This is a genomic window from Cyclobacterium sp. SYSU L10401, assembly GCF_010993705.1.
In the GTDB taxonomy this organism is placed as follows: domain Bacteria; phylum Bacteroidota; class Bacteroidia; order Cytophagales; family Cyclobacteriaceae; genus Cyclobacterium.
This window is the reverse complement of record NZ_WOFO01000015.1, coordinates 33,271-57,531: the sequence shown is the minus strand read 5'-3', so window position 1 is coordinate 57,531 and position 24,261 is coordinate 33,271. Positions and strand designations below refer to the sequence as shown.

The following is a 24,261-nucleotide window of genomic DNA, read 5'->3' as shown; positions in this document are numbered from 1 at the left end:
GAGTTACACCAATAAAGGAATTACAAATTTGACCTAATTTACGGTTTAAATAAGTGATTTTTATCACTTGAAGGCAATGGCTTAACCAGCTACAATTTCAATTTCCTTTTTCAAAAACTTGGATAAGGTATCAGCAAACCTTTGTGCTTCCCAAATTTCAAGTGTCACATCTTCTACCGAGAATACATGAATTTGAAGTTTATTTTTTTCCGGGAGACAATAAACGTTTTGCACCCATTGGTTTTTCGTCTTGTCCAGTCCGATAGCAATCCTCAAAAGTCCGGACAATAACCTTACTTGCTTTTTCTGCACAGCGGACAGCTTTTTAAAACGCTTGTGCCTTTTTTTTGGGCCTTTTTTTCTGTGATACCTGGCCAGGTGTCCCAGGAGCAGAACTTCTTCATTGGTGAAGCCTCTGAGCTGGCTATTATTGATGATATACCTGGAATGTTTATGAAAATCCTGGAATTTAACATACAAGCCAACATCATAAACCAAAGCTGCATGGTACAGCATACTTCGCTCCTGTTCTCCTGCCTGATGGAGATGCTTGAGCTGATCAAATAGCTGTAGGGCCAGTCCGGAAACATGTTTTTTGGCTTCCAACTCCGTTTCATACCGATTGGCCAGCCAATAGCAGCTTTTCTCTTGCAGGGTCCGTCCCTGATTTTCCTCCCCAATGGGCAGTTTTTGCTTTCCTATGTGATGGATGATCATCCCTTCCCGTAGAGAGGCATCTGAGATGGTTAATGTCTTTACCCTGGCCATCTGTAGCAATGCTACCAAAAGCAAGGCCCCGAGATGGATCGCATCGGTACGGTTGGCACTTATTCCCGGAATCTCTCCACGCTTTTCAGGGGGTAATTCCAATAGTTTGTCACGGAGTTTGATCAGGTCATCCAGGTGTACTTCTTCTGCATTGACACTTTCCGGGGAAGGATTGTCCTTTTTTTCCAAACAGGCTTCTGCCAGTGATCTGATGGTACCCGAAGTTCCTACTACCTTGTCAAAACCGATTTCCAGGGCTTTTTCTATGGTTTTAGAGGCGGCTTTCCGGATCTGGGATTTCAAAGCTTTTTGCTCCTTTTCATTCAGGGGGTTCTGATGACCGATGTTGTCCAACAGGCGCAAAACGCCCAATTTCATGGAATGACCAAAAAGCACCTGATTTTCATCACCTACTACCGCTTCCGTGCTACCCCCACCTATATCCAGCACCAATACCTTTTCCTTTCGAATGGAAATGGCTCCTTTGACGGCAAGGAAGATAAGTTTGGCTTCCTCTTTTCCTGAAATAAGTTTGGGAGATACACCGGCTTCATGTATGAGCCTGTCTAGAAATTCCCTTCCATTTTTCGCCTCCCGCGTCGCACTGGTGGCCGATACAATGATATCATCCACGCCGTATTGATCGGCCAGTTGTACATACCTTTTGATGGTATCCACTCCATCCTCCATGGCCCTTGGGCTGAGTTCATTATGGGAAAAAACGCCAACCCCAAGTTTGACCATGTTTTTTTCCTGCATTAAAATATCAAAGTGATCCCCTGACCCTACCTTAACGATGATCATGTGGATACTGTTCGTGCCAATATCTATTGCTGCCAGGTTCATCTCAGGGATATTATTTCCAAAACTCCCTATTCATCAGGGCAATATGACTGATAGAAATGCCCTGGGGACATTCCACCTCGCAGGCACCGGTATTGGAACATGCCCCGAAACCCAGTTCATCCATGGTTGCTACCATATTTTCGATCCTTTTCCTATGCTCAATTTTCCCTTGGGGCAATTGAAACAAATGGCTGATTTTAGCAGCAGTAAATAAGGCAGCACTACCGTTTTTACAGGAAGCCACACATGCCCCACAACCAATACAGGAAGCAGCATCAAATGCCCGCTCTACGGTGTCACTATCTATCAGGGTCTGATTGGCTTCGGGTGCCTGGCCGGTATTTACAGAAATATACCCCCCTGAAGCAATGATTTCATCCAATGCTTTCCTGTCTATTTTCAAGTCTTTTTTGATGGGGAAGGGACCAGCGCGGAAAGGTTCTACGTATATGGTTTCTCCCTCCTTAAAAGACCGCATGTGCAATTGGCAGGTACTGGTTTGGTCAAGTGGTCCATGTGCCCTGCCATTGATAAACAGGCAACACTGTCCGCAGATTCCTTCCCGGCAATCGTAATCGAAGGAAATGGGGCTTTCACCTCGTAGGATCAGGGCCTCGTTCAACTGATCCAGCATTTCAAGAAATGAAGTGTCTGGTGAGATCTTTTGAATTTCATAATCCACCATTTTTCCCTTGGATTGCGGATTATCCTGACGCCATATTTTAAGCTTAAAATCCATTATTTGTAACTCCTTTCTGTAGGTTTTGTAAATTCAAACTGCAAAGGTTCCTTGATCAGCACAGGTGCATCTGTTCCTCTTTTCCAGCAGGAAATATAACTAAAATCACTATCGTTTCTCTTGGCTTCTCCATCCGGGGTTTGGTACTCCTCTCTGAAATGCGCCCCGCAGGACTCTTCCCTGCTCAGGGCATCGATGCACATCAATTCACCAATTTCAAGGTAATCTGCCACTCTTCCAGCTTTTTCCAATTCCTCATTAATGCCCTGAGTGACTTGCGGTATTTTCAAATCCTGATAAAAGGATAGCCTTAACACACGAATCGACTCTATGGCTTCTGTCAGGCCTTTAGCTGTTCTGGATAGCCCGCATTTGTCATAGAGGATTTTGCCCAACTCCCGGTGGAAATGGTCCACTGTTTTGCTACCATTTATTCCGGATAATTCCTCCAGTTGGGAGCGAACCTGGTTTTCAGCATTGATAAATGCTTCAGAACCACCCTCCGGGGCTGTGACTTTGCCCAGTAGGGCTAGATATTGGGGCAGGGTCTGGGGTAAAACATAATACCCATCAATACAGGCCTGCAAAAGGGAGTTGGCACCAAGCCGGTTGGCTCCGTGATCCGAGAAATTGGCTTCTCCTATGGCGTATAATCCAGGTATATTGGTGCTGAGCTCATAGTCTACCCAAAGCCCACCCATGGAAAAATGGGCTGCGGGCGAAATCATCATGGGTTGCTCATAGGCATTGATACCGGTGATTTTTTCATACATGTTGAACAAGTTGCCATATTTTTTGGTGATGCCCTCTTTTCCATGGGTAGCGATGGCATCGCGGAAATCCAGGTAAACGGCATTCTTCAAGGGGCCTACCCCATGCCCGGCATCAATTCTCTCCTTGGCAGCCCTGGAGGCGATGTCTCTGGGTGCCAGGTTTCCAAACGATGGATACTTTCTTTCCAGGTAATAATCCCTGTCTTCTTCCGGTATCGCCGCAGCTTTTCTGTCTTCGTTTTTGACTTTGGGAACCCATATTCTTCCATCGTTTCGTAGGGATTCGGACATAAGGGTAAGTTTGGACTGGTAGTTTCCTGCCTGTGGCAGACAGGTAGGGTGGATTTGCGTCCAGCTGGGACAGGAAGTCCATGCGCCCTTTTTATGCGCACGCCAAATGGCAGAACCATTGCATCCCATGGCAAGGGTAGATAAATAATAGATCTTGCCAAATCCACCTGTAGCCAATACCACCGCATGTGCAGGGTGCCTGCTGATTTCTCCAGTATCCAAATTACGTACGATGATTCCCTTGGCTACCCCATTCTCGGTGACCAGATCCAGCATTTCATGGCGGGTATAACTTTTGATATTGCCCAGATTCACCTGCCGCATCATGGACTGATAAGCTCCCAAAAGTAGCTGCTGACCTGTTTGACCCCGGGCATAGAATGTCCTGCTTACCTGAACACCACCAAAGGAGCGATTAGCCAGGTAGCCGCTGTATTCCCGGGCAAATGGCACCCCCTGTGCGACTGCCTGGTCTATCAGGTGGGAAGAGCACTCCGCCAGCCGGTACACATTGGCCTCTCTGGCCCGAAAATCTCCCCCTTTTAGGGTGTCGTAGAACATCCTGAAAACACTGTCTCCGTCACCTTTATAATTCTTCATGGCATTGACGCCACCCTGGGCGGCCACTGAATGAGCTCTTCTCGGAGAATCCTGAAAGCAAAAAGTGGAGACCTGATATCCCAATTCTGCAAGCGTGGCTGCAGCTGATGCGCCCGAAAGACCTGTCCCTACCACTATGATTTGGTAAAGTTTTCTGTTGTTTGGACTGATTAGGCGTGCCTTGTCTTTGAAATTAGACCATTTTTCTTTCAGATCCCCATCCGGTATTTTTGAGTTGGGAGCAGTGGCTGTATCGGTTGTGAAATACATTAAAAATGTTTTAGCTATTTAGATTACCCTAATAATAACAAATAATCTCCATTGTTCCCAATGCTTGAAAGAGGGAATTGATCAATCCGATCATTTAATGTAACCCATGTCACCAAGGACCTAAAAGGATAGGCTTATATTTGACTGTTGAGATAAAAATAGCGTCAGATTGATCTATTTTATACCAACATTTGTTTATTACTGGGTTTAGTAGTGCATAAGAGGGGACTTGGGTGAGTCTCCTTTTTTCAAAAAAACGGGGTTTCATCGGCCCTTTCTCAGATCGGATGGTCCCTTGGAAACCTCCTGTCAAGATCGCCGGCAAAACAATGAAGATGGACAGTAAATCACAAAATTAAATAATGGAAAAATACATACGCATTATTTCCGATGCCTATTATGGGTATTTCAACTACCTGTTGAACGAAATCATGTATCCCTCCTGGACCAATTACTTCTGGTGGTTGGTGGGGCTTTCTTTGTTCGTTTGGCTTCTGGAATTGGTTTTTCCCTGGAGGAAATCCCAACCCGCCCTGAGAAAAGATTTTTGGCTGGATGGTTTTTACATGTTTTTTAACTTTTTTCTATTTTCCCTGATTGCCTATAATGCCATATCCAATGTAGCTGTTGAAGCCTTCAATGACTTTCTGGGGCTTTTTGGAGTCAATAACCTGGTGGCCATTGAAGTAGGTTCCTGGCCCAAATGGGCGCAGTACCTCCTGCTTTTCGTATTGGCAGATTTTATTCAATGGAATGTTCACCGCATGCTTCACCGGGTGCCCGCACTTTGGGAATTTCATAAGGTGCACCATAGCGTGGAGCAAATGGGATTTGCGGCCCATCTGAGATTTCACTGGATGGAGACCATTCTTTATAAAAGTGCGCAGTACATTCCATTAGCCATGATTGGATTTGGTTTGGTGGACTTTTTCCTGGTGCATATTTTCGCCACAGCCATAGGGCACCTGAATCATGCCAATCTGAGAATTACTTATGGTCCTCTGAAATATGTCCTTAACAACCCCATCATGCACATCTGGCACCATGCCAAAAAATTACCGGAAGGTTCCTACGGGGTGAATTATGGATTGACTTTAAGTATTTGGGATTATTTGTTTGGTACCGCATACATACCTCACGAAGGAAGGGATATCCCATTGGGTTTTGATGGTATGGAGGAATTCCCCAAAACTTTTTGGCAACAGATCACCTACCCTTATAAAAAGAAAAAGTAAAAATGGGTTTAACCCATTTCATCAGCCACATTACATCCTGCTCAATCTCGCCATTGGAGGAAATGGTGGAGATCCGTCCGCTTCAAAATTTCCCAATCAATATGTAGTCGATTATGTCAGGGTATATCAAAAGAAATAGGTTATATGGAGCATGGCATTAACTTACCGATTTTAATTTACGCTTTAAGGCAAGTATCAGACCTGAGGTTTTCTATTCTGAAAAGCCTTGGCTCATGTGGTCCTGCTGATAATGGGACTGCAAAAGATCTCCACCAAAATCGGCTTGTAAATCCCGAATCACCGTATGTACATGATTGGCGTTGTTTTGTACATTGTCGTATTCAATGAGCAAATCAGCACCTTGTAGTCTGTAATAATGGGGTTCTCCCACTTGGTTGATTTCACTACCTGCCCAGGCAAAGGAAAATGAATCCCAACCTGCCTGCATGATCCTGTCCAGGAGTTTTTTCTGGTATTCCGCAGTGTTTCTGGAAAGGTATACATGCACCAGCTTCTTCAACAGCGATTGCTGCTCGGAGTTCATAGAACGGTAGGAAAGTCCCTTCGGATCCAAAACCTGGGCGGAACGGTCATTGGAAGTGATGATATCCAATGGTGCCTCATCACTGAATTTAGCCATTTGCTTTTGGGATTCGGAAAGGGATGCAAGCAGGTCAAAACCCAGATTGGTCTCCTCTGCCAATACCTGCAGGTCCATCTGAGGCCCGGAAAGTACGATGCCTGGATTAGCACCCATAAAGGAGGGAGTTGCGGAAGTCAGGGTGCCTTTGGAGGAAGAGAAGTTAAGCGACAGGTGGTGTCCTTCCAGGCGCCAGCCCCATTCTCCGGATTTGTCAGGTAGGCCAAAAATGCTAAAATGGTAGTTTAGGGGGTCACGGTAGCTATCATCCGGAGGACGGTTTTCCACTTCCCGCAGGACATTTTCAAGTTCAAATATGGCCTCGGCCCTGGCTGTTCCTGCTTTCCCCAGCGATGCCCGCATCAGGGCCAGGGCAGCAGCTTTCTGTTGCGCATTGAAATCGTGAAAGGTGGGGCCTTTTCTTTCCCGGGGTACAAAATGCCAGTTGAATCTTTCCGTATGATCAAAAGGAAAACAAGCTTGTTTTTTAAGCTCAGGGTCCAGACTTTCAATGAAATCCATGGCCAGAGGGGCCAAATGCTGCCCGAAACTGTGAGGCATTGCGGACATGGTTAAGAAAAGCAAAAGCGAAATTTTGATAAGGCTAGTCATGGGCAAGAAGTTTTTCAGCAAGGGTCAAGGAAAAGCGTTATCTCCTTTCAGTTGCTTTTGTTCCAGTAGATTTTAAGGTTTTTGGTGGATCTTCCTGAAGCGATGATGTCAGGTCTGCCATCACCGTCCAGGTCCGCTACTTTCAAATCTTCGCAGGCCATGTCATTCTTATCCACCCAATATTCCTTCCAGGAATGATCCTGCGATGGGTAAAAGAGCTTAATGCCTATTTCTCCTGATTCGTTGGGTTCTCTCCATCCAATGATGATTTGATCCTCTCCTAGCTGAAGCAGGTCTCCTGTAGCAAGCCCATGCCCTTGATTCATGCCAGAAGTAAGCACTTTTCGGTTTAGGTTTTCTTTGGAAAAACTTTCCCCATCGGGAAGATATACCGATAGGGTAGGACCATGAAAGGGCTCCACTCCGGTAAGGAACTGATGGCCTGAGGCATTTTTACCTACACGAATTTCTCCAAAGCCATAATCATCAACCAACCAGGCACCATTCGGATGGGGACTCCATCGATTGTTGGCATAATGAAAGGCTTTTACACCTTCTTTGCCACCGATATAAAGGGATTCCGCATCCTTTTTATTGGGAACGATATCCAGGTTATGGGTGATGTGCATGGACTGATCAATGACCCAATGTTTCCAGTCCAACCCTTTTTTATCCTGCATTTCGTAACCGATTACCTTGACTCCATCTCCTTCTCCATTCGAATTTCCACGTCCGTGCAGGGGGAGCATGACCAGGTGGAACAGGTCTTTATTAGCTTTTACCCAGCGCATGCGATGTACGGTTGGTTCATGGTGAAGTTTTACGGGTTCCCATTTCTGGGTAGGGTCATCAGGTCGGATAAGGTAATGTACGGATCCGGACTGGCTATCATCTGAGGTTTCGCCTGGATTCCATTGGGCTCCCACGGCCACCTCTACCTTTCCGTCTCCATTGATATCCCTGGCGGCAATGCACACATTATCATTTGGGGTGAGGTTTTCCACCATGACAAACCTTTTCCAATCGCCGTTTCTATACCAGACAAACGCTTTCTTGTCTGCCAGTAAAATGTCCGGTTTACCGTCTCCATCTACATCGCCGATGGCCAGTCCATAACCGATTTCAATTTGATCATCCAGTACCTGTGCTTCAAACGAAGGCTTAGGAGCTTCATTGAGCAGCATCATTATAGCTAAAAAGAAAGGCAAGTGTATCATGGGTCATTGATTGGGTTTTTGTTACGTATAAATTTAACCAAAAAATTGATACCTGCCTCATCTTCCTCGTTAAAAGCCTTATACGACAGGCTGGCCAGATTTAAGAAATAGATGAATGGCTTCCGGAATATCCACTTTTCCTCCCAGAATCTCAAAAACCTGCAATCCCTCCAGGGATGGATCCAACATGTGCACCAGAACAGCAGCTACGTCTGCCCGGGAGATTTCTCCTTTTTCATTAAAAATAGGGGCAGCTTTTATTTTTCCGGTATAAGGACCATTGGTCAGTTTGCCTGGCCTTACAATGGCATAGGGCAGACCGGAGGATTTCAAATGTTCGTCGGCTTCTTTTTTTGCCAATAGGTAATGTTGCATGGATTCATCGGCTTTTTCAGCATTTTCTGCACCCCTTGAACTCAGCATCACATATTTTTTCACCTGGTGTTTTAGCGCAAGGTCTATACTTTTGATCGCCCCTAGCTCATCAACCAATTTGGTTTTTTCTTTTCCCGTTTTTGACCCTGAACCTGCCGCAAAAATCACCTTGTCAATTCCTTCAAAGGCGTCGCTAAAATCTTTTTCCAAATCGCCGATTACGGTTTTTACCCCCATTTGCTCAAAAAATGAATGCTGGGACCGATCCCGGATCATGGCAACAGGCAGGTAGTCGGGATGAGCGGATAATTGTTCTGCTAGCAAACGTCCCGTCTTTCCATTTGCACCAATAATCAATATTTTTTCCATAATAATTTAAATTTTGTTTCTCATAACAACCCAAAAATTGTTCCAAGCCCAAAATCCAATGATTAAAAAATATTAAAATGACTATAATTATTTCTGAACCAATAGCGTTTTTACAGTTTTTTTAATATGCCCAACATGATTTTTTTCATGGCAGGCTCTGCAAGGGCAGCTGCATGTAAGACATCCTTCAGACTGATTTTCCGAATGTTTCCGGGGGTTCCCAGATCAGTAATGGCTGTAATGGCGAAGACTTTCATGCCTGAATGGACCGCAACAATTACCTCGGGAACGGTACTCATTCCCACGGCGTCAGCACCAATGGTGCTCAGGTAATTGTATTCCGCTGGTGTTTCCAAGTTGGGACCCTGTACGCCGGCATAGACACCCTGATGGGTGGTTATTCCATTTTCTTTTGCAATTTCCAGTGCCCATTGGATGTATTCCGGATAGTAGGCCTGGCTCATATCCGGAAACCTATCACCAAATCCTTCCAAATTGGGTCCGCGAAGGGGATTTTCAGGAAACAAGTCAATGTGATCATTGATGATCATCACATCCCCTATGTTATGTTGTGAATTCAGTCCACCGGAAGCATTGGAGATGAGTAATTGTCTGATGCCCAACTTCCTCATTATGCGAACAGGAAAGGTAACCTCTTTCATGGAATAGCCTTCATAAAAATGAAAACGCCCTTTCATGGCCAGAATATTTTTACCTCCCAGGCTTCCCAACATCAATTTTCCATGGTGAGATTCTACGGTAGATAAGGGGAAGTAAGGGATATCCTCGTAGGGGATTTCCAGCTCTACCTCAATGTCATTGATCAAACTCCCAAGCCCGGTGCCAAGAATGATTCCGGTTTCAGGTTTTGACTTCATTAGTCCCTGCAGGTGGGTTACTGCATGGTCAATTTTGTCAGTATAGGCTATCTCAGCTTCTTTTCGCATGATTGTCCTGGTTTAGGGGTTGGATTATTTGAGCAGGAAAGGATTGGTTTCAAATATAATAAATAAGAAACTTTATGGGGGTCTTGATTGTATTTATGTCATCCAAATGAGAGATCTATGATAAAAATTATAGTGAGCACAAACAGGAAGCAGGCTGTTTCTGCCAGGTTAGCAGACCTTTACCGGGAAATATTGGCTCAAAATGGGGCAAAAAGTGAGGTCATCAATTTGGCTGACCTTCCAGATGATTTTGTTTTTACTGCATTATATGAAAATAATGGCAAGAATAAAGCTTACAATGCCATTCATAATCGGGTTAAGGAAGGGGTGAAATTTGTATTCATTGTACCTGAATACAATGGGTCATTTCCAGGTATATTAAAATCATTTATCGATGGCATGACTTATCCCAATAGCTTTAGGTCAAAAAAATGCGCTTTGGTAGGGATATCTTCAGGCATCGGTGGAGGTGGCATCGCATTGAGCCACCTGACCGATATTTTTAATTACCTGGGTATGCATGTTTTGGCTAATAAGATCAAATTGGCCAAAATTGAGGAAAACATGTTAGATGGCCTGCTCACCAATAAACTATACCTGAGTTTATTGCATGAACAGGCCAAAATGCTGATTGACTTTTAAGGTTAATCCACATTGTCATGGAGGAACCTGTTGTTGCTGATGATTTCATTGTCATCGTTGAGGTTGAATTTTGACAGGCTTCTTTCGGAACTGTGCTGCACCTGATGAAGTTTGATGTTTTTTCTTTGGTAGGCAGGCACCTCCAGTTTTTCTTTAAATTCTTCAGGAGTCTGATTGATCGAACGCATTTGCCGGAGTTTTTCAAATCGGTCATGTGCCCTTTTCATGGCTTTTTCCTTGATTTGCTCGAAATAATCATTTTGATAAATGTTGGTTTCCTCCTTCTTTGGCTCCGGATGCTCATAGGAAGGCTGCTCTGGTTTATCAAATAAGGTCAGCACTTTTTTAGGCTCCTGACTCGGTTTTGGGGCCACGTATTCGAAATCATCATCACCTTCTTTGCCTTCTTCACCATTCGCCTCCCTGCTGGGTTTTTCTGAGGAAGGGTCTTCAGCTGCCTTCGGGGTTTCGGGTTCATTGGGAACCTGGGGTGGTTGTTGTACAGTAAAGGTTACAGTCTGTCCGGATTGGGTAACATCTTCTTCTACTTTCGAAGTTTTACCAGACTCGAGGTGGATGACTTTACGCGTTGGTTCCTCATCCTTTTTCTTTTGCTGGGAGAAGGGTTTATCTGCCAGGGAATCTGTTTCAAAACCGGTGGCAATAACGGTCACCCGGATGGCCTTTTTCAGGTCAGGATCTATCCCCTGACCAAAAATCACGTCTGCCATATCTCCGGCCCTGTTCTGAATATATTCTGTGATTTCCACCAACTCGTCCATGGACAGTTCTTCTTCCTCTCCGGACATGATGGACAGAAGGATTTTTTCTGCGCCCTTGATGTCCACATTGTTGAGCAGGGGAGAGGAAATGGCTTTTTCGGCAGCTTTGAGTGCTCTGCCTTCGCCTTCTTCCATGGCCGAGCCCATTACCGCAGCGCCGGCATCCTTCATCACCGTTTTGACATCTTCAAAATCCACATTGACCTCCTGTGTTTCTGTGATGATTTCAGCTATGGATTTGGCAGCAGTACTCAGAATGTTGTCCGCTTTCCCAAATGCCTGCCGGATGGGAAGGTTGCCGTACATTTCCCTTAGCTTGTCATTTAAAATCACCAAAACTGTATCACAGTTTTCCCTCAATGATTCTATACCTGCCTGCGCAGAATACGTTTTTTTCCGACCTTCAAAAATAAAAGGTGCTGTCACAATACCTACGGTGAGGATGTCCATGTCCTTGGCTATTTTGGCAATGACGGGAGCTGCACCGGTGCCGGTACCTCCTCCCATGCCAGCTGTGATGAACACCATCTTGGTATTGTCTTCCAACAGCTTTCTGATTTCCTCTTTACTTTCCAGCGCGGCATTTTTGCCCTTCTCCGGATTGGCACCCGCACCCAGCCCTTCGGTCAGGTGGGCACCAATTTGTAGTTTTAAAGGTACCGGGCTGCTTTTCAGGGCTTGTGAATCTGTGTTGACTACAACAAATTCCACATCCTTGATTCCCTGGTTAAACATGTGGTTTACAGCATTTGAGCCTCCACCTCCTACACCAATGACCTTGATGATCGATCGGTGGTTTTTTTGAATATCAAATTTATAATCTTTCATGACGCTTGACATTTTTCCTCAATCAGTTATTATTATGGTTAGCTTTTGGGTTTTCAATACTGTTGCTGGTCATCGCCGATATCATCGGTAATGAAATTTTTAAGCTTTTTGGTAATGGAGCCAAATATATCACGGCCCATTTGTTCCGATTTATATCCTTTTTTCAATCCAGGGTTCCCTGTATTTTCTTTCAGCCTGTAGTTGTCTTCCCGGTCATCAAGGGCCTTAAACCCGGCCAGAACCAGGCCAACGGTGGTAGCAAACATGGGGCTTTTGACCTCTTCAATTTTGGATTTTCCTAAATGCTCATTGGGATAGCCAATCCGGGTGTCCAGGCCAGTCATGTATTCGAAAAGGGGACCGACACCATGCAAGAGGGATCCTCCTCCGGTCAGTACAATACCTCCGGCGAGCTTTTTGTATACGCCGCTGGTAGCAATTTCTGATTGCACCATTTCAATGATTTCTTCCATTCTCGCTTCTATGATCGAAGCCAGGTTCTTGACAGAGATCTCCTTGGGAGGCCTGTTTCGTAAGCCGGGAATGGAAACGATCTCATTGGGGTTAGCTTCTTCGGAAATGGCTTTTCCAAATTTCGTTTTCAAGAGCTCAGCCTGGTGCTGCATGACCATGCAACCTTCTTTGATATCTGCGGTAATGATGTTTCCTCCAAAGGGAATCACCGCCGTATGGCGGATGATATTTTCATAGAAAATGGCCACATCAGTGGTGCCTCCTCCTATATCCACCAGGCAGACACCTGCCTCCTTATCCATATCACTTAATACGGAAAGGGAACTGGCCAATGGTTCGAGAATCAGCGCCTTGGATTGAAGATTGGCTCGCTTGACGCAACGATCGATGTTATTGATAGCAGCAGATTGGGCAGTGATGATGTGAAAGTCGGCTTCAAGTCTGGCACCCGACATCCCTACAGGATCCCGAACACCTTCTTCATAATCAACGGTGTAATCCTGAGGCATCACATGAATGATGCTATTGCCGGGAGGGACCACGATATTTTCCATGTCATTGGCCAGCCTTCTTACGTCTTCTACGGTGATTTCATCATCTTTTGGATTTCGGATAATGACTCCATGGTGAATGGCGCTTCTGATGTGCTGACCGGCAATGCCTACGATAACCTCTCCTATGTCTACATTAGACATTTCTGAGGCCTCGTTTACCGCTTTGGTGATGGCATTGACGGTTTTGTCAATATTGGTAACGATACCTCTGATCACTCCGTCAGACACTGCTTTGCCCATTCCCAATACTTCCAGTTTACCGTATTCATTTTTACGGCCGATAATCGCACAGATTTTTGTTGTACCTATATCCAGTCCTACAATGAGTTTTTCGTTTTCCATAGCGCTAACAATTATTCACAAATGATTTGATCCTTATATTTTACATTTACCCTTCCATAAGTATTCCAGCCTTTTTCAGGTAGGATTTTCTTATAAAAGGTTTTGATTTTCCTAAATTTCAGGTCGATGTTGTCGGGTTTACCAAATTCGATCACCTGCCTGCCCACCTGTTGGTACAGGTTTACTTCTCCGTTCTTTAATAATTCCAGGGAACTGATTTGCGCACTCCAAAAGGGATCCTGATGGATGTACTGTATCAATGCCAGCAACTGGTTTTCATGATTTGTCAAATCAGTTTCCTGCAACAAGGCCTGTGCCCGACTACCTTCCAGGATTAGTACCCTGGAAGTATAATTGGGAGAGGTTGGGAGGATTTTTCCCGTAGTGCTGATGTATCCGTCTGCCGCCATGGGCCGGACAATCCTGGCCATAGGGATATGCTGGCTCACTTTTACCATTATGGTCCCTTTCAGGTCTTTGTAGACTTCCGCATTTTTGACAAGCGGATGGGCTTCAACTTTCTTTTCCATTTTGTCGATGGAAATCTCATTCATATTGGCTGGGTTTTCCAATTCAGGAAAAGCATTTTTCAACAGGCTGACTACTTCCTTTTCTTCTACAAAGTACACATCACTAACCCCTTCTACATATACCTCCAATCCTGCGAATTCACGGGAGGCTGTTTTTTGCTCTGTGAAGGCGATAAAAGCAGACAATATCATACCTGCCACCAGCATGAGCAAGGGTTTTCTATATTTCCACTGTTTACGATCTTTCATCTTCTATCCATTTAGCAATTGGAACAACCAAACGATCAATATCCCCTGCCCCGATGGTGACCAAAACCTCCGGAGGATGTTCTTTCAGGTAGGGTAACAAGCCTTCCTTAGATAAAACCAGTTTTTTAGGGCTGGTAATTTCCGGCAGCAGCATGGCTGATGTTACGCCCGGAAGGGGCTGCTCTCTTGCCGGATAGATGTCCAGCAATAAAACTTCATCTGCCAGGGAAAGGCTTTCAGAAAAACCGGCAGCAAAGTCCCTTGTCCTGGTAAACAGGTGGGGTTGAAAGATGGCAGTAAGCCTTTTACCGGGGTACATGGCTTTTACTGATTCCAGAAATGCCCTGATTTCCTCAGGATGGTGGGCATAGTCATCGATATAGGTGATGTTCTCACCGGTATGGATGCATTCAAATCTTCTCTTTACTCCCTTGTAGCTTGCCACTCCTGCTCTTATGGCGGTTTCGGATAAGCCATAGTACAATCCTACGGCAATGGCCGCCAATGCATTTTCAATGTTGTGAAAACCAGGTACTTTTAATTCCAATCCGTCGATTCGGCTATTTTCAGAAACGAAATCAAAAGCAAAGGATACAGTCCCTGCCTGGATGTTTTCTGCATGTACTGACCCTGATGTCAATCCGTATTGGTGGATGGTGGCACTGCCCAGGTCCTGCTCTTTTATTTTGTCATAGGCTTTATGGTGAATAAACAATTGCCCATCCGGATGGGTCAGCCGGATGAATGCAATGAAACCCTCCAACAATTGTTTGGCATCCCCATAAATGTCCAAATGATCTGGATCTATGCTGGTAACTATACTTAGATTGGGGTGCAGTTGCAGGAAAGAACGGTCAAACTCATCCGCTTCTACCACCACTACCGGGGCTTCCGTGCTGCCTTCATCATGAAGGATCAGGTTGTTCTGGTAGTTTTGGGTAAGCCCACCCAGGAATGCTGCCGTATTGTGCCCTGCATGCTTCAGCAAGTGAGCGATCATGGATGAGGTGGTGGTTTTGCCATGTGTTCCAGCAACCGCCACTGATTCCATGTCTTGGGTTATCATCCCCAATACCGCAGATCTCTTTTTGATCAAGTATCCATTGTCCCTGAAATAGGAATAGAGCTGACTGCTCTCAGGCACGGCCGGCGTCCAGACCACCAATTTATCTCCTCCCTGAACTTTAAAAGATTCAGGAATTTCATTGCTATCATCCGTATAACTGATTTGCATCCCTTCCTTTTCCAATTCGGCAGTCAGGGGGGAAGGGGTTTTGTCATATCCACAGACAGGGGTGCCTATGTGATTAAACCAGCGGGCGATCGCACTCATACCAATGCCACCGATGCCGAGAAAGTAGACGCTATGTAGGTTTTTCAAGTTCATGTTAACAGGTTTTCCATGGCATGTACGATTTCCTTTGCTGCTTCTGGTTTAGCCAGTGTTTTGATGGCATCGGATAGGCTTTGCTGCTTTTCAGGATCCTGAAGCAAGTCGTGTACCATGGGGGCAAGGTTTGTAATGGCTTCGCTGTCCTTAAGCAATAGGGCGGCATTTTGAGACACGAAAGCCATGGCATTTTTGGTTTGGTGGTCTTCCGCCACATTCGGAGACGGAATGAAGATGACCGGTTTGCCCACCAGACTCAATTCGGATACCGACAGGGCTCCGGATCTGGAAATAACCAGGGTTGCGGCAGCATAAGCCAGATCCATTTCCCGGATAAATTCCATGGGGTGTATGTTTTTCAGGCCGGATTCAGTTACTTTCCGGCTCACTTCCTGATGGTAAAACTTACCGGTCTGCCAGAGCACCTGGTAACCTTTCTTATCAAATTCCTTCATATGTTGTAGCAAAGCCTGGTTAAGGGTTCTGGCACCCAGACTACCACCTATGGAAAGGATTACAGGTTTTGACGCTTGCAGCCCAAAGTGTTTCAGGGCCCTTTCCTTTTTATCTGTAATATCCAGGATGTCTTTCCGTACAGGATTGCCTGTATAGCGGATCTTATCGGCCGGAAAGTAACGGTCCATGTCCGGATAGGCCACGCAAATGGTATCCGCACTTTTGGCCAGGACCTTATTGGTCAGGCCTGCGTAGCTGTTTTGTTCCTGAATCAGCGTTGGCACCTTTTTCCTTTGTGCAGCAAAGAGTACCGGTCCGCTGGCGTATCCGCCTACCCCTACTACCAGGTGGGGGTTAAAATTTTTGATTAGTTTTTTGGCTTTCTGAAGACTATCCAGAACCTTGAAAGGGAACCACAGGTTTTCCAGGGTGAGCCTTCTCTGAAGGCCGGCTATCCTGAGCCCCTCTATCTTGTACCCTGCTTCCGGTACTTTTTGCATCTCCATTTTTCCCTCGGCACCGACAAACAGCACCTCACTTTCCGGATATTTTTCATTCCAGGCCCTGGCTATGGCAATGGCCGGGTAAACATGTCCCCCGGTCCCGCCTCCGCTGATGATAATTCTATATGTTTCTTTGTTTTCTTTCAAGGTATCAAGCTACTTTTACCATGTTTCTTACCGTTTTTTCTTCTGCTAAAAAAGCATCTTCATGATCTCCTCTGCTGACACTCAATATGATGCCCAATGATATCCCGGTGAATATCAGGGAAGTTCCACCCATGCTGACCATGGGCAAGGGTAGACCTGTAATCGGTATCAACCCTACTGCCACGCCCATATTGATCATGGCCTGTATGACCAGAGAGAAACTGAGTCCTGCCGATAGCAGCCCCCCAAATGGACGGGTGGAAATGGCTACTACCCGCATGCCCCTGTACAGCAGGGCCAGGTACAGGAAGAGCACCAAACCTCCTCCGACCATACCGTATTCTTCTATGATAATGGCATAAATAAAATCCGAATAGGGATGTGGGAGTATGTTTCTCTGTTCACTTTTCCCAGGGCCCTTCCCAGTGAGGCCTCCGGTAGCAATGGCGATGTACGAGTGCTTGGCCTGAAAGGGGATTTCACTGGGTTCCTCGTCGATAAATTTTTCTATTCTGGAAAAGAAGACTCCCCCTCTTTGCCCCATGAGGATGGCAGTACTGAGCACAATCGCACCTACCATACCTACTACCAGCAGGTACTTTACAGGCACCCTGCCGATAAACATGAGCAGGAGGCAGGTTGCCAGCAACATGACGGCCGTGGACATGTTGGCCATAGCGATGAGCAGACAAATGATGCCGATCCAGATGATCAGTGGAATAAAGGTGATTTTGATATCAGTGATCTGGCGTTGTCTTTTGGCCAGCATTCCTGCCACAGCTGCTATGAGTGCCAGTTTTGCCAAATCTGATGGCTGAAAAGCCTGATCGATAATGGGGATGGTGAGCCAGCGACTTGCCTCGTTGATTTTGGATCCGAAAATATAGGTGAATAAAAGCAAGGGCACACTTACCCATAAAGCAAACAGGCTCAATTTGGAAAAATATTTGTATGGGATGTTATGCACTGCCCACATGACTACCAGGCTCGTGATGATCAGGGCACTGTGCTTGAACAAGTAAATTTCCGTGTTGCCTCCCATTTTCCGGTAGGCCAGGGAACCGGTAGCGGAATAGACGACTAATATGCTGATCAGGGACAATAGCAGAACTATGGCCCAAATAATCGGGTCACCTTTCAGGTTTTCTTCCAGCCAAACTTTTACTTTCACCATTATTGCGTTTGTTTCAATTGTAAAACTGCCGCCTTGAATTGATTTCCTCGATCTTCATAATTTTTAAAAAGATCAAAACTGGCACATGCAGGAGACAATAAAGCGACATCACCTGCTACTCCTTTTTCCAGGGCCCAGTTGACGGCCTGAGTGATTTCCCGGGTTTCAAGGATTTCAGGTATTTTTCCGGAAAAGGCTTTTTTTAGCTTTTCGTTATCCTTGCCCAGGCAGATCAATACCCGGACATGCCTGGCAACCTTGTCCTCCAAAAGGCCATAATCATTGCCTTTATCCACCCCTCCGGCTATCCAGATAAGGGGCTCGTCAAATGCCTCCAATGCAAAAGCAGTAGCATCTACATTGGTGCCTTTGCTATCATTGACAAAATGAATGCCTTTGATGGTAGCTACCGATTCCATCCGGTGGGCGGCATTCACAAAAGTTTTCAAGCCAGTGCCCAGGCTTTCTGCAGGGGCTCCTGCCAGTTTAGCCGCCAGTAGGGCAGCCATGGTATTGAGATGATTGTGGCTCCCTTTGAGTGCCATTTTCTCCAAAGGCCAGGACCAGCTGTCTTCATGGGTTTTTACCACCAATTCTTTTTCCTCTAGGTATGATTTGCTCCCTGAAGTTGGTTCTAGCCCAAAAGGAATTGGTTCAGGCCTGCCTTGCATGTTTTGCATGGCTGTCAAAATATTTTTGTCCGCCTGATGGTAGATGAAATGGTCCTCTGGCTCCATCCTGGCGGTGAGTTTCACCTTGGTCGCCGCATAAAGCGACAGGTCGTAATTGTACCGGTCCAGGTGGTCTGGGGTGATATTTAGCAATACCGCAATGTTAGGTCTGAATGTATCCATTCCTTCGATCTGAAAACTACTGACCTCAAGCACCCACCAGTCGTGGTCCTCCTGCGCCAGTTGGAGTGCCCAGCTTTGTCCCACATTTCCTCCCATGCCCACATCCATTCCGGCGGTTTGCATCAAATGGTGGGTCAGTAAAGTTGTGGTGGTTTTTCCATTGGTGCCGGTGATGGCGATGACCTTACCCTTCGAAAACCCATAGGCAAATTCCAATTCATCTATTACACGTTTCCCCGATGAAAGTAGTTTTTCTATCAGGGGGGTTGAAAATGGGATCCCCGGGCTTTTTATCAGGGTATCCGCATCCATTAATTTTTCCAGAGAATGTTGCTCTTCTTCAAATGCAATCCCCTTTTCCAGATAAGTATTTTTCTTTTCGGCGCTTATTTTTCCGGCATCGGACACAAAAACCTCGTGCCCATTTTTATGGGCCAGTAATGCTGCGCCAAAACCGCTTTCTCCAGATCCTATGATGGCCGTTTTTTTCATTTACCTCAATTTAAGTGTGGCCAATGCCATGATGGCAAATAAGATTCCCAAAATCCAAAACCTTACCGTTATTTTGGCTTCAGGTATATTTTTTTTCTGGTAATGGTGGTGCAGGGGAGACATCAGGAAAATCCTACGGCCCTCCCCATATTTCTTTTTGGTATATTTAAAATAGCTCACCTGAATGATGACCGACAATAATTCGATCAGGAAAATGCCACATAAAACCGGTAATAAAAGTTCTTTTCTCAAGGTGAGGGAAAGGACAGCAATCACCCCTCCAATCATCAGGCTGCCGGTGTCGCCCATAAATACCTGGGCGGGATAGGAGTTGTACCAAAGAAAACCCACGCAGGCACCGACGAAAGCCGAGCAGAATATCACCAGCTCACCTGAATTGGGGATAAACATGACGTTCAGGTATTGGGAAAATATGGCATTGCCGCTGATATAAGCATATATGGCAATGGTAAGCCCAATAATGGCAGAAGTACCTGCGGCCAGCCCATCAATCCCATCGGTGATATTGGCACCGTTAGAGACAGCTGTAACCACAAAAATGACCAGGATAATGTAAAAAAACGGGGTTAAATTTTCTCCCAGAAAACCAAGAACAACATCGTAATTAAGTTCATTGTTTTTCAGAAAAGGAATGGTGGTTTTCATGGATTTGACATCCTGAAAAGCAGGAGTATCCACTATGCCTTCTGCTATGGAAACTGTGTCCTGAAATTCCCTTACCACTACATCTTCGTGGAAATACAACGTAACCCCAACGATGATGCCTATGCTGACTTGTCCTGCAATCTTGAACCAGCCAGCCAGGCCCTCCTTATTTTTTTTAAATACCTTGATGTAATCATCTAAAAAGCCGATGCCGCCCAGCCATAAGGTAGTTACCAATAATAAAATGATGTAAATATTGTAAATATTGGCAAACAGCAAGGTAGGAATAACAATGGCCGCCATGATCATCAACCCGCCCATGGTGGGGGTTCCTTTTTTCTCCATTTGGCCCTGTAAGCCCAGCTCCCTGACGGATTCTCCGATGGATTTTTTCCTGATCCAGTCAATGATGGTTTTACCCAAGGTGATGGTAATCAGAAGGGAAAAAAAGGCGGCCATTCCTGCACGGAACGAAATGTACCGAAACACCCCCGCCCCGGGGAAATCAAATGATTGGTCGATATAATCAAAAAGATGGTAAAGCATTTTATTCCTGGTGTAATAAATTCAAAAACTCCTTTACAATTTCTTTATCATCAAAGGGATGTTTTACTCCTTTGATTTCCTGATAGGTCTCATGACCTTTGCCGGCTATCAATATGATATCTCCTTTTTCCGCCATGCTGCAAGCTGTTTTTATGGCAGCCCTTCTGTCCTCAATCGTGAGGGTTTTTCTCTGGTCAATAGGGCTTATCCCTTCTTCCATTTCCTGAATGATAGCCATGGGATCCTCATCCCTTGGGTTGTCCGAGGTAAATATGACCCGGTCGCTGAGCCGGCAGGCCGTTTTGGCCATGACGGGTCTTTTTGTCTTGTCCCTATTTCCGCCACAGCCTACCACCGTGATCAATGTTTCCCCTCCGGTCCTGAGCTTTTGAATGGTTTTCAGGACATTTTCCAAGGCATCAGGGGTATGGGCATAATCTATAATGGCGGTGATACCGGCATGGACCACCTGATCAAACCTTCCCACAGCACCTTTTAGTCTGGACAGTTGACGAAGCACTTCTACTTCTTCTTCTCCCAAAAGCAGGGCAATACCAATAACACCTAACAGGTTGTAGGCATTGAATTCCCCTATTAACCTGAACCAAACCTGTTTTCCTTCCAGGTCCATCTCCAGTCCATGCAGGGAATTACCAAGAATTTTCGCCTTGAAATCTGCCGGGTATTTCAAACCGAAGGTGAAATGGCGGGCTTTACAGTTTTGTAACATGACCAGCCCCCGCTTGTCATCTGCATTTACCAGCGCAAAGGCATCTTTGGGCAATTCGTCAAACAGCTTTTTCTTGGCATCGATATAGGCTTCAAAGCTCCCGTGATAATCCAGGTGGTCATGGCTGATATTGCTGAATAATGCACCGGTAAATTGTAGTCCTGCCGTTCTTTCCTGAACAATGGCATGCGAACTGGCCTCCATAAAGCAATGGGTGCAGCCCTCCTCCAGCATTTGGACCAGAAGTTCATTGATGGCAATTACATCAGGAGTGGTATGGCTGGCAGGAATGATTTTGTGGTCTATTTTATTTTCTACTGTAGAAATCAGGCCGCAGGTGTATCCCAATTCAGAGAAAAGCTGGTGCAAAAGGGTAACGGTGGTGGTTTTACCGTTGGTACCAGTCACCGCTATCAGTTTGATTTTCCCGGATGGATGGCCATAAAAGTTTGCCGCCATAAGTCCCAGAGATTTAGGACTATTGAGCACCTGCACGTAGGTAATTCCTTCCCGCAGGGTTTCAGGCATGGTTTCACAGACCACGGCTACTGCTCCCATCTCCAGCGCTTTTTCAATATAGTCGTGTCCATCTACCTGGGTGCCTGCAGTGGCTACGAAAACCGAGCCTTCCTTTATTTTCCTGCTGTCAAAGGCCAAATGGCTGATGTCCGTTTCCATATCACCCTTGGTAGAAACCAAAGAAACTTTGTACAATATGTCTTTTAGCTTTTGGCTCAACTTAGTGTTAATTTAATGACTTGATCTTTTCTGAATGCACTGCCTTTACTCAGGGATTGGGAAGCTACCCTTCCCCTGCCCGAATACTGAACCCGCAAACCTTTATTCTCCAGTATGTATATGGCGTCCCGCAGGGTCATGCCTGTTACATCCGGCACAGTTGGGGCTTCTACCGCATTGCTTACCCAGTGAATGGCCTTGTTGGAAACCGTAGATTGAACCCAGGTTTCATTTCCGGAATAATGATTGGAAATGCCCATGCTGTTACAGATCATTCGCAACTCTTCTACATTTCCAGCGCGGATATAAGGGAATGTTTCAAGGTCCACTTCAGGCTGTTTATTATCTGTGCGTTGGTTTTCCTGTACAGCCATGTCCTGGGCGTAAATTTTATCAGCAATTTCCCGAAATACAGGGGCAGATATATCCCCCCCATAGGCATTGAAGCCTTTGGGACTATCTATTACGATGATGGCACTGTATTTAGGTTGGTCGGCTGGAAAATAACCTGCAAAAGAAGTAAAGTACTTTTGGGTGTACCTACCGTTCTCCAATTTTTGTGCCGTGCCTGTTTTTCCGGCAATGCTGTAGGTTTCATTTTTGATGTTTCTGGCTGTTCCCCTGTCCACTACTCCTTTTAAAAGGCGCTGCAATTGGTTGATGGTTTTTTCGGAGGCGATTTTTCTTTTGATGGTTTCCGGCTGGAATCTTTTTTCTACCACATTTCCCCTGGAAATTTCTTTGACAATGATGGGTTTGACCAATTTCCCACCATTGGCGATGGCATTGTAAAACGCCAGGGTTTGCAGGGGGGTGACCTTCAGCTCATATCCGATCGACATCCAGGGAAGGGTGGTTCCGTACCAGTCATTTTCTTCGGGCTTCTTAAAATAAGGAACGCCTTCCCCTTTCAACTGAAAACCTAAAGGTTGATCCAGTTTTACATTTTTAATGTATTCCATAAAGCGGTGGGGCTGATGACCAAAATGCTCATGAATCATTTTGGAAATCCCTACATTGGAGGATTTTTCAAAAACCTCCCGAACGGTAAGCTTTCCATAACCTCCATTCCTGGCATCCCTCATAAATCGGTCGTAAAATTTATAGGTTCCGTTGCCGGTGTCTATGCTGTCCTGCAGGTTGATTTTGCCTTCCTCCAAAAGGGCCAGCATGGAAAGCAGTTTGAAGGTGGAACCAGGTTCAGTAAGCCCCTGCTCAGCTACGGCAAAATTGTAATATTCTCCATAACCATAGCCATTTTTGTTTTTTTGAAGGTTGGCAATGGCTTTGATATGACCAGTGTTTACTTCCATTACAATGACCGCCCCATAAGCTGCATCCTTATTCATCAACTGCCTGAGTAGCGCCGATTCAGCCACATCCTGTATGTTGACATCCAGGGTGGTGACGATGTCGTAACCGTCGGTGGGTTTGATGTCCTCTGCGTCATGCAGGGGTTTCCAGCTGCCACCTGCGATTTTCTGAAATAAGGCTTCCCCATTTCTTCCTTCCAGGTATTCATTGAAACTGTATTCCAGCCCTACACCATACTGGTCTTCATTTAAAAAGCCGACGGTTCTTCCAGCCAGGTTTTTAAAAGGGCGGTACCTTTTATCTATTTTTTCAAAAATCACACCGCCACCCATTCTGCCTTCCCTGAAAATCGGCCAGGTCATCATTTCCAGTTTTTCCTGATAACCGATTTGCTTTCTGTTCAAAATGAGGTATTTTTTTCCCTGATTCCTCGCATCCAGAATCATTCTCTTGTAGGAGGCCGCAGAGCGGTCTCCATAAAACCGGGAAAGTTTGATGGAAAGGCTATCCACTCCTGATTTCAGGGTAGTACCTGAGCCGATAGAGGGATCCATGGCTACCCTGTAAAAAGGCAAGCTGGTGGCTAAGAGGCTTCCATCGGCACTGTATATGTTGCCACGGGTCGCTTTTACGGGTCGGTATTGCAGGTTGATGTCCTCCGACATCTGCCGCCACTTTTCTCCCTCCACCAATTGTATGGTGCCAATTCTGTAAAAAATAGTAGCCGCAATCAGGCTCACCACCAAAAAGGAGAGCCTGACGCGGAGCAATATGGATTTTTTTATATTCACTTTTCCAAAACTATTTTTTGTGGAGGTTCTTCAATTTCTACAATTCCCAAGGGTTGTATTTTCCTGGCTACTTCAGATTGTTTGCTGGCATACATGTATTCCGCCTCCAGGGTAGTGACATCTGCCCTTAAATCTTCTACTTCCTGCTGCATCCGGTCAATTTTTCTGATGGTGTTTTCTGCCTGATGGTTGCTCCAGATATAGACCATGGCCAGAAAGGCGGCATACAAAAAGGGAGGCACCAATTTGACGGGTACTTGCTCTCCCAATAGGCCACTCACATCCAGCCGCTGCTCCATAAAGGTGAACGGGTTAAACCAGGATTTTTTTGTTTTTCCTGTAGGTTTGATTGGTTTTTTAAAAGTATTTCTTCCCAT

The 24,261-nt window shown here is 45.5% G+C and carries 20 protein-coding genes and 1 pseudogene; 3 read left to right on the top strand and 18 right to left on the bottom strand.

Going from position 1 to position 24,261, the window contains the following annotated elements; translation table 11 throughout:
- Positions 1 to 81: 81 nt before the first annotated feature.
- The 3 genes from GL182_RS22930 to GL182_RS22920 are packed head-to-tail and all read right to left on the bottom strand — an operon-like array spanning position 82 to position 4,287.
- Entirely contained in the window at positions 82 to 1,614 is a 1,533-nt protein-coding gene (locus GL182_RS22930) for a Ppx/GppA phosphatase family protein (protein WP_163382182.1), read from the bottom strand.
- Between the two features lie 10 nt (positions 1,615 to 1,624).
- Entirely contained in the window at positions 1,625 to 2,353 is a 729-nt protein-coding gene (locus tag GL182_RS22925; RefSeq protein ID WP_163382180.1) for a succinate dehydrogenase/fumarate reductase iron-sulfur subunit, read from the bottom strand.
- Positions 2,353 to 4,287 carry a fumarate reductase/succinate dehydrogenase flavoprotein subunit gene (locus GL182_RS22920; protein ID WP_163382178.1) on the bottom strand — a complete coding sequence of 645 codons (1,935 nt, stop codon included), beginning with the start codon at positions 4,285 to 4,287 and terminating at the stop codon, positions 2,353 to 2,355. Before GL182_RS22920 ends, GL182_RS22925 begins: the two co-directional genes overlap by 1 nt.
- A 362-nt stretch (positions 4,288 to 4,649) precedes the next feature.
- On the opposite strand from GL182_RS22920, the gene GL182_RS22915 reads away from it, so the two are divergent.
- Positions 4,650 to 5,522: a sterol desaturase family protein gene (locus tag GL182_RS22915; RefSeq protein ID WP_163382176.1), complete on the top strand. Its 873-nt coding sequence runs from the start codon at positions 4,650 to 4,652 to the stop codon at positions 5,520 to 5,522.
- Position 5,523: 1 nt separating this feature from the next.
- Positions 5,524 to 5,661: pseudogene (locus tag GL182_RS24360) on the top strand (glycoside hydrolase family 16 protein); the annotation flags it as partial.
- Between the two features lie 72 nt (positions 5,662 to 5,733).
- Here GL182_RS24360 and GL182_RS22910 read toward each other — a convergent pair.
- The 4 genes from GL182_RS22910 to GL182_RS22895 all read right to left on the bottom strand — a co-directional run bounded on the left by GL182_RS22910 (position 5,734) and on the right by GL182_RS22895 (position 9,682).
- Positions 5,734 to 6,774, bottom strand: coding sequence for a DUF3500 domain-containing protein (locus GL182_RS22910; RefSeq protein ID WP_240469939.1), 1,041 nt, complete (start codon positions 6,772 to 6,774; stop codon positions 5,734 to 5,736).
- Between the two features lie 47 nt (positions 6,775 to 6,821).
- Complete coding sequence (locus GL182_RS22905) at positions 6,822 to 7,991, bottom strand: FG-GAP and VCBS repeat-containing protein (RefSeq protein ID WP_163382174.1); 1,170 nt, start codon at positions 7,989 to 7,991, stop codon at positions 6,822 to 6,824.
- A gap of 78 nt (positions 7,992 to 8,069) precedes the next feature.
- Positions 8,070 to 8,735 carry an SDR family oxidoreductase gene (locus tag GL182_RS22900; protein ID WP_163382172.1) on the bottom strand — a complete coding sequence of 222 codons (666 nt, stop codon included), beginning with the start codon at positions 8,733 to 8,735 and terminating at the stop codon, positions 8,070 to 8,072.
- Positions 8,736 to 8,845: 110 nt separating this feature from the next.
- The gene (locus GL182_RS22895; RefSeq protein WP_163382171.1) at positions 8,846 to 9,682 is read right to left on the bottom strand and encodes a purine-nucleoside phosphorylase; all 837 of its coding nucleotides are present in this window, start codon (positions 9,680 to 9,682) and stop codon (positions 8,846 to 8,848) included.
- A 117-nt stretch (positions 9,683 to 9,799) separates the two neighbouring features.
- Here GL182_RS22895 and GL182_RS22890 point away from each other — a divergent pair, with 117 nt between their 5' ends.
- A complete protein-coding gene (locus GL182_RS22890) occupies positions 9,800 to 10,324 on the top strand; it encodes an NADPH-dependent FMN reductase (RefSeq protein ID WP_163382169.1) in 525 nt (174 codons plus the stop codon).
- A gap of 2 nt (positions 10,325 to 10,326) precedes the next feature.
- Here GL182_RS22890 and ftsZ read toward each other — a convergent pair whose 3' ends face one another.
- The 11 genes from ftsZ to GL182_RS22835 are packed head-to-tail and all read right to left on the bottom strand — an operon-like array spanning position 10,327 to position 24,261.
- The gene (gene ftsZ / locus GL182_RS22885) at positions 10,327 to 11,934 is read right to left on the bottom strand and encodes a cell division protein FtsZ (protein ID WP_163382167.1); all 1,608 of its coding nucleotides are present in this window, start codon (positions 11,932 to 11,934) and stop codon (positions 10,327 to 10,329) included.
- Between the two features lie 53 nt (positions 11,935 to 11,987).
- Positions 11,988 to 13,304 (bottom strand): cell division protein FtsA, encoded by a 1,317-nt coding sequence (gene ftsA / locus GL182_RS22880; RefSeq protein ID WP_163382165.1) that lies wholly within the window; start codon positions 13,302 to 13,304, stop codon positions 11,988 to 11,990.
- Between the two features lie 11 nt (positions 13,305 to 13,315).
- Positions 13,316 to 14,083, bottom strand: a complete 768-nt coding sequence (locus GL182_RS22875) for a cell division protein FtsQ/DivIB (RefSeq protein ID WP_163382164.1) — start codon at positions 14,081 to 14,083, stop codon at positions 13,316 to 13,318.
- Positions 14,070 to 15,470 (bottom strand): UDP-N-acetylmuramate--L-alanine ligase, encoded by a 1,401-nt coding sequence (murC, locus tag GL182_RS22870; protein ID WP_163382162.1) that lies wholly within the window; start codon positions 15,468 to 15,470, stop codon positions 14,070 to 14,072. The genes GL182_RS22875 and murC overlap by 14 nt, the downstream gene beginning before the upstream one ends.
- A complete protein-coding gene (murG, locus tag GL182_RS22865; protein WP_163382160.1) occupies positions 15,467 to 16,579 on the bottom strand; it encodes an undecaprenyldiphospho-muramoylpentapeptide beta-N-acetylglucosaminyltransferase in 1,113 nt (370 codons plus the stop codon). The genes murC and murG overlap by 4 nt, the downstream gene beginning before the upstream one ends.
- A 4-nt stretch (positions 16,580 to 16,583) precedes the next feature.
- Positions 16,584 to 17,753 (bottom strand): FtsW/RodA/SpoVE family cell cycle protein, encoded by a 1,170-nt coding sequence (locus GL182_RS22860; protein ID WP_163382158.1) that lies wholly within the window; start codon positions 17,751 to 17,753, stop codon positions 16,584 to 16,586.
- Positions 17,753 to 19,099, bottom strand: coding sequence for a UDP-N-acetylmuramoyl-L-alanine--D-glutamate ligase (gene murD / locus GL182_RS22855; RefSeq protein WP_163382156.1), 1,347 nt, complete (start codon positions 19,097 to 19,099; stop codon positions 17,753 to 17,755). Before murD ends, GL182_RS22860 begins: the two co-directional genes overlap by 1 nt.
- Positions 19,100 to 20,311 carry a phospho-N-acetylmuramoyl-pentapeptide-transferase gene (mraY, locus tag GL182_RS22850; RefSeq protein ID WP_163382154.1) on the bottom strand — a complete coding sequence of 404 codons (1,212 nt, stop codon included), beginning with the start codon at positions 20,309 to 20,311 and terminating at the stop codon, positions 19,100 to 19,102.
- Position 20,312: 1 nt separating this feature from the next.
- Entirely contained in the window at positions 20,313 to 21,779 is a 1,467-nt protein-coding gene (locus tag GL182_RS22845) for a UDP-N-acetylmuramoyl-L-alanyl-D-glutamate--2,6-diaminopimelate ligase (protein WP_163382152.1), read from the bottom strand.
- Positions 21,776 to 23,884 (bottom strand): penicillin-binding protein, encoded by a 2,109-nt coding sequence (locus tag GL182_RS22840; protein ID WP_163382150.1) that lies wholly within the window; start codon positions 23,882 to 23,884, stop codon positions 21,776 to 21,778. The genes GL182_RS22845 and GL182_RS22840 overlap by 4 nt, the downstream gene beginning before the upstream one ends.
- Positions 23,881 to 24,261, bottom strand: a complete 381-nt coding sequence (locus tag GL182_RS22835) for an FtsL-like putative cell division protein (protein WP_163382149.1) — start codon at positions 24,259 to 24,261, stop codon at positions 23,881 to 23,883. Before GL182_RS22835 ends, GL182_RS22840 begins: the two co-directional genes overlap by 4 nt.

Excerpts from the sequence above, each read along its gene's own strand:
- GL182_RS22930 (WP_163382182.1), bottom strand. The coding sequence starts at position 1,614 with ATGAACCTGGCAGCAATAGATATTGGCACGAACAGTATCCACATGATC.
- GL182_RS22925 (WP_163382180.1), bottom strand. The coding sequence starts at position 2,353 with ATGGATTTTAAGCTTAAAATATGGCGTCAGGATAATCCGCAATCCAAG.
- GL182_RS22920 (WP_163382178.1), bottom strand. The coding sequence starts at position 4,287 with ATGTATTTCACAACCGATACAGCCACTGCTCCCAACTCAAAAATACCG.
- GL182_RS22915 (WP_163382176.1), top strand. The coding sequence starts at position 4,650 with ATGGAAAAATACATACGCATTATTTCCGATGCCTATTATGGGTATTTC.
- GL182_RS22910 (WP_240469939.1), bottom strand. The coding sequence starts at position 6,774 with ATGACTAGCCTTATCAAAATTTCGCTTTTGCTTTTCTTAACCATGTCC.
- GL182_RS22905 (WP_163382174.1), bottom strand. The coding sequence starts at position 7,991 with ATGATACACTTGCCTTTCTTTTTAGCTATAATGATGCTGCTCAATGAA.
- GL182_RS22900 (WP_163382172.1), bottom strand. The coding sequence starts at position 8,735 with ATGGAAAAAATATTGATTATTGGTGCAAATGGAAAGACGGGACGTTTG.
- GL182_RS22895 (WP_163382171.1), bottom strand. The coding sequence starts at position 9,682 with ATGCGAAAAGAAGCTGAGATAGCCTATACTGACAAAATTGACCATGCA.
- GL182_RS22890 (WP_163382169.1), top strand. The coding sequence starts at position 9,800 with ATGATAAAAATTATAGTGAGCACAAACAGGAAGCAGGCTGTTTCTGCC.
- ftsZ (WP_163382167.1), bottom strand. The coding sequence starts at position 11,934 with ATGAAAGATTATAAATTTGATATTCAAAAAAACCACCGATCGATCATC.
- ftsA (WP_163382165.1), bottom strand. The coding sequence starts at position 13,304 with ATGGAAAACGAAAAACTCATTGTAGGACTGGATATAGGTACAACAAAA.
- GL182_RS22875 (WP_163382164.1), bottom strand. The coding sequence starts at position 14,083 with ATGAAAGATCGTAAACAGTGGAAATATAGAAAACCCTTGCTCATGCTG.
- murC (WP_163382162.1), bottom strand. The coding sequence starts at position 15,470 with ATGAACTTGAAAAACCTACATAGCGTCTACTTTCTCGGCATCGGTGGC.
- GL182_RS22860 (WP_163382158.1), bottom strand. The coding sequence starts at position 17,753 with ATGGTGAAAGTAAAAGTTTGGCTGGAAGAAAACCTGAAAGGTGACCCG.
- murD (WP_163382156.1), bottom strand. The coding sequence starts at position 19,099 with ATGAAAAAAACGGCCATCATAGGATCTGGAGAAAGCGGTTTTGGCGCA.
- mraY (WP_163382154.1), bottom strand. The coding sequence starts at position 20,311 with ATGCTTTACCATCTTTTTGATTATATCGACCAATCATTTGATTTCCCC.
- GL182_RS22835 (WP_163382149.1), bottom strand. The coding sequence starts at position 24,261 with ATGGGAAGAAATACTTTTAAAAAACCAATCAAACCTACAGGAAAAACA.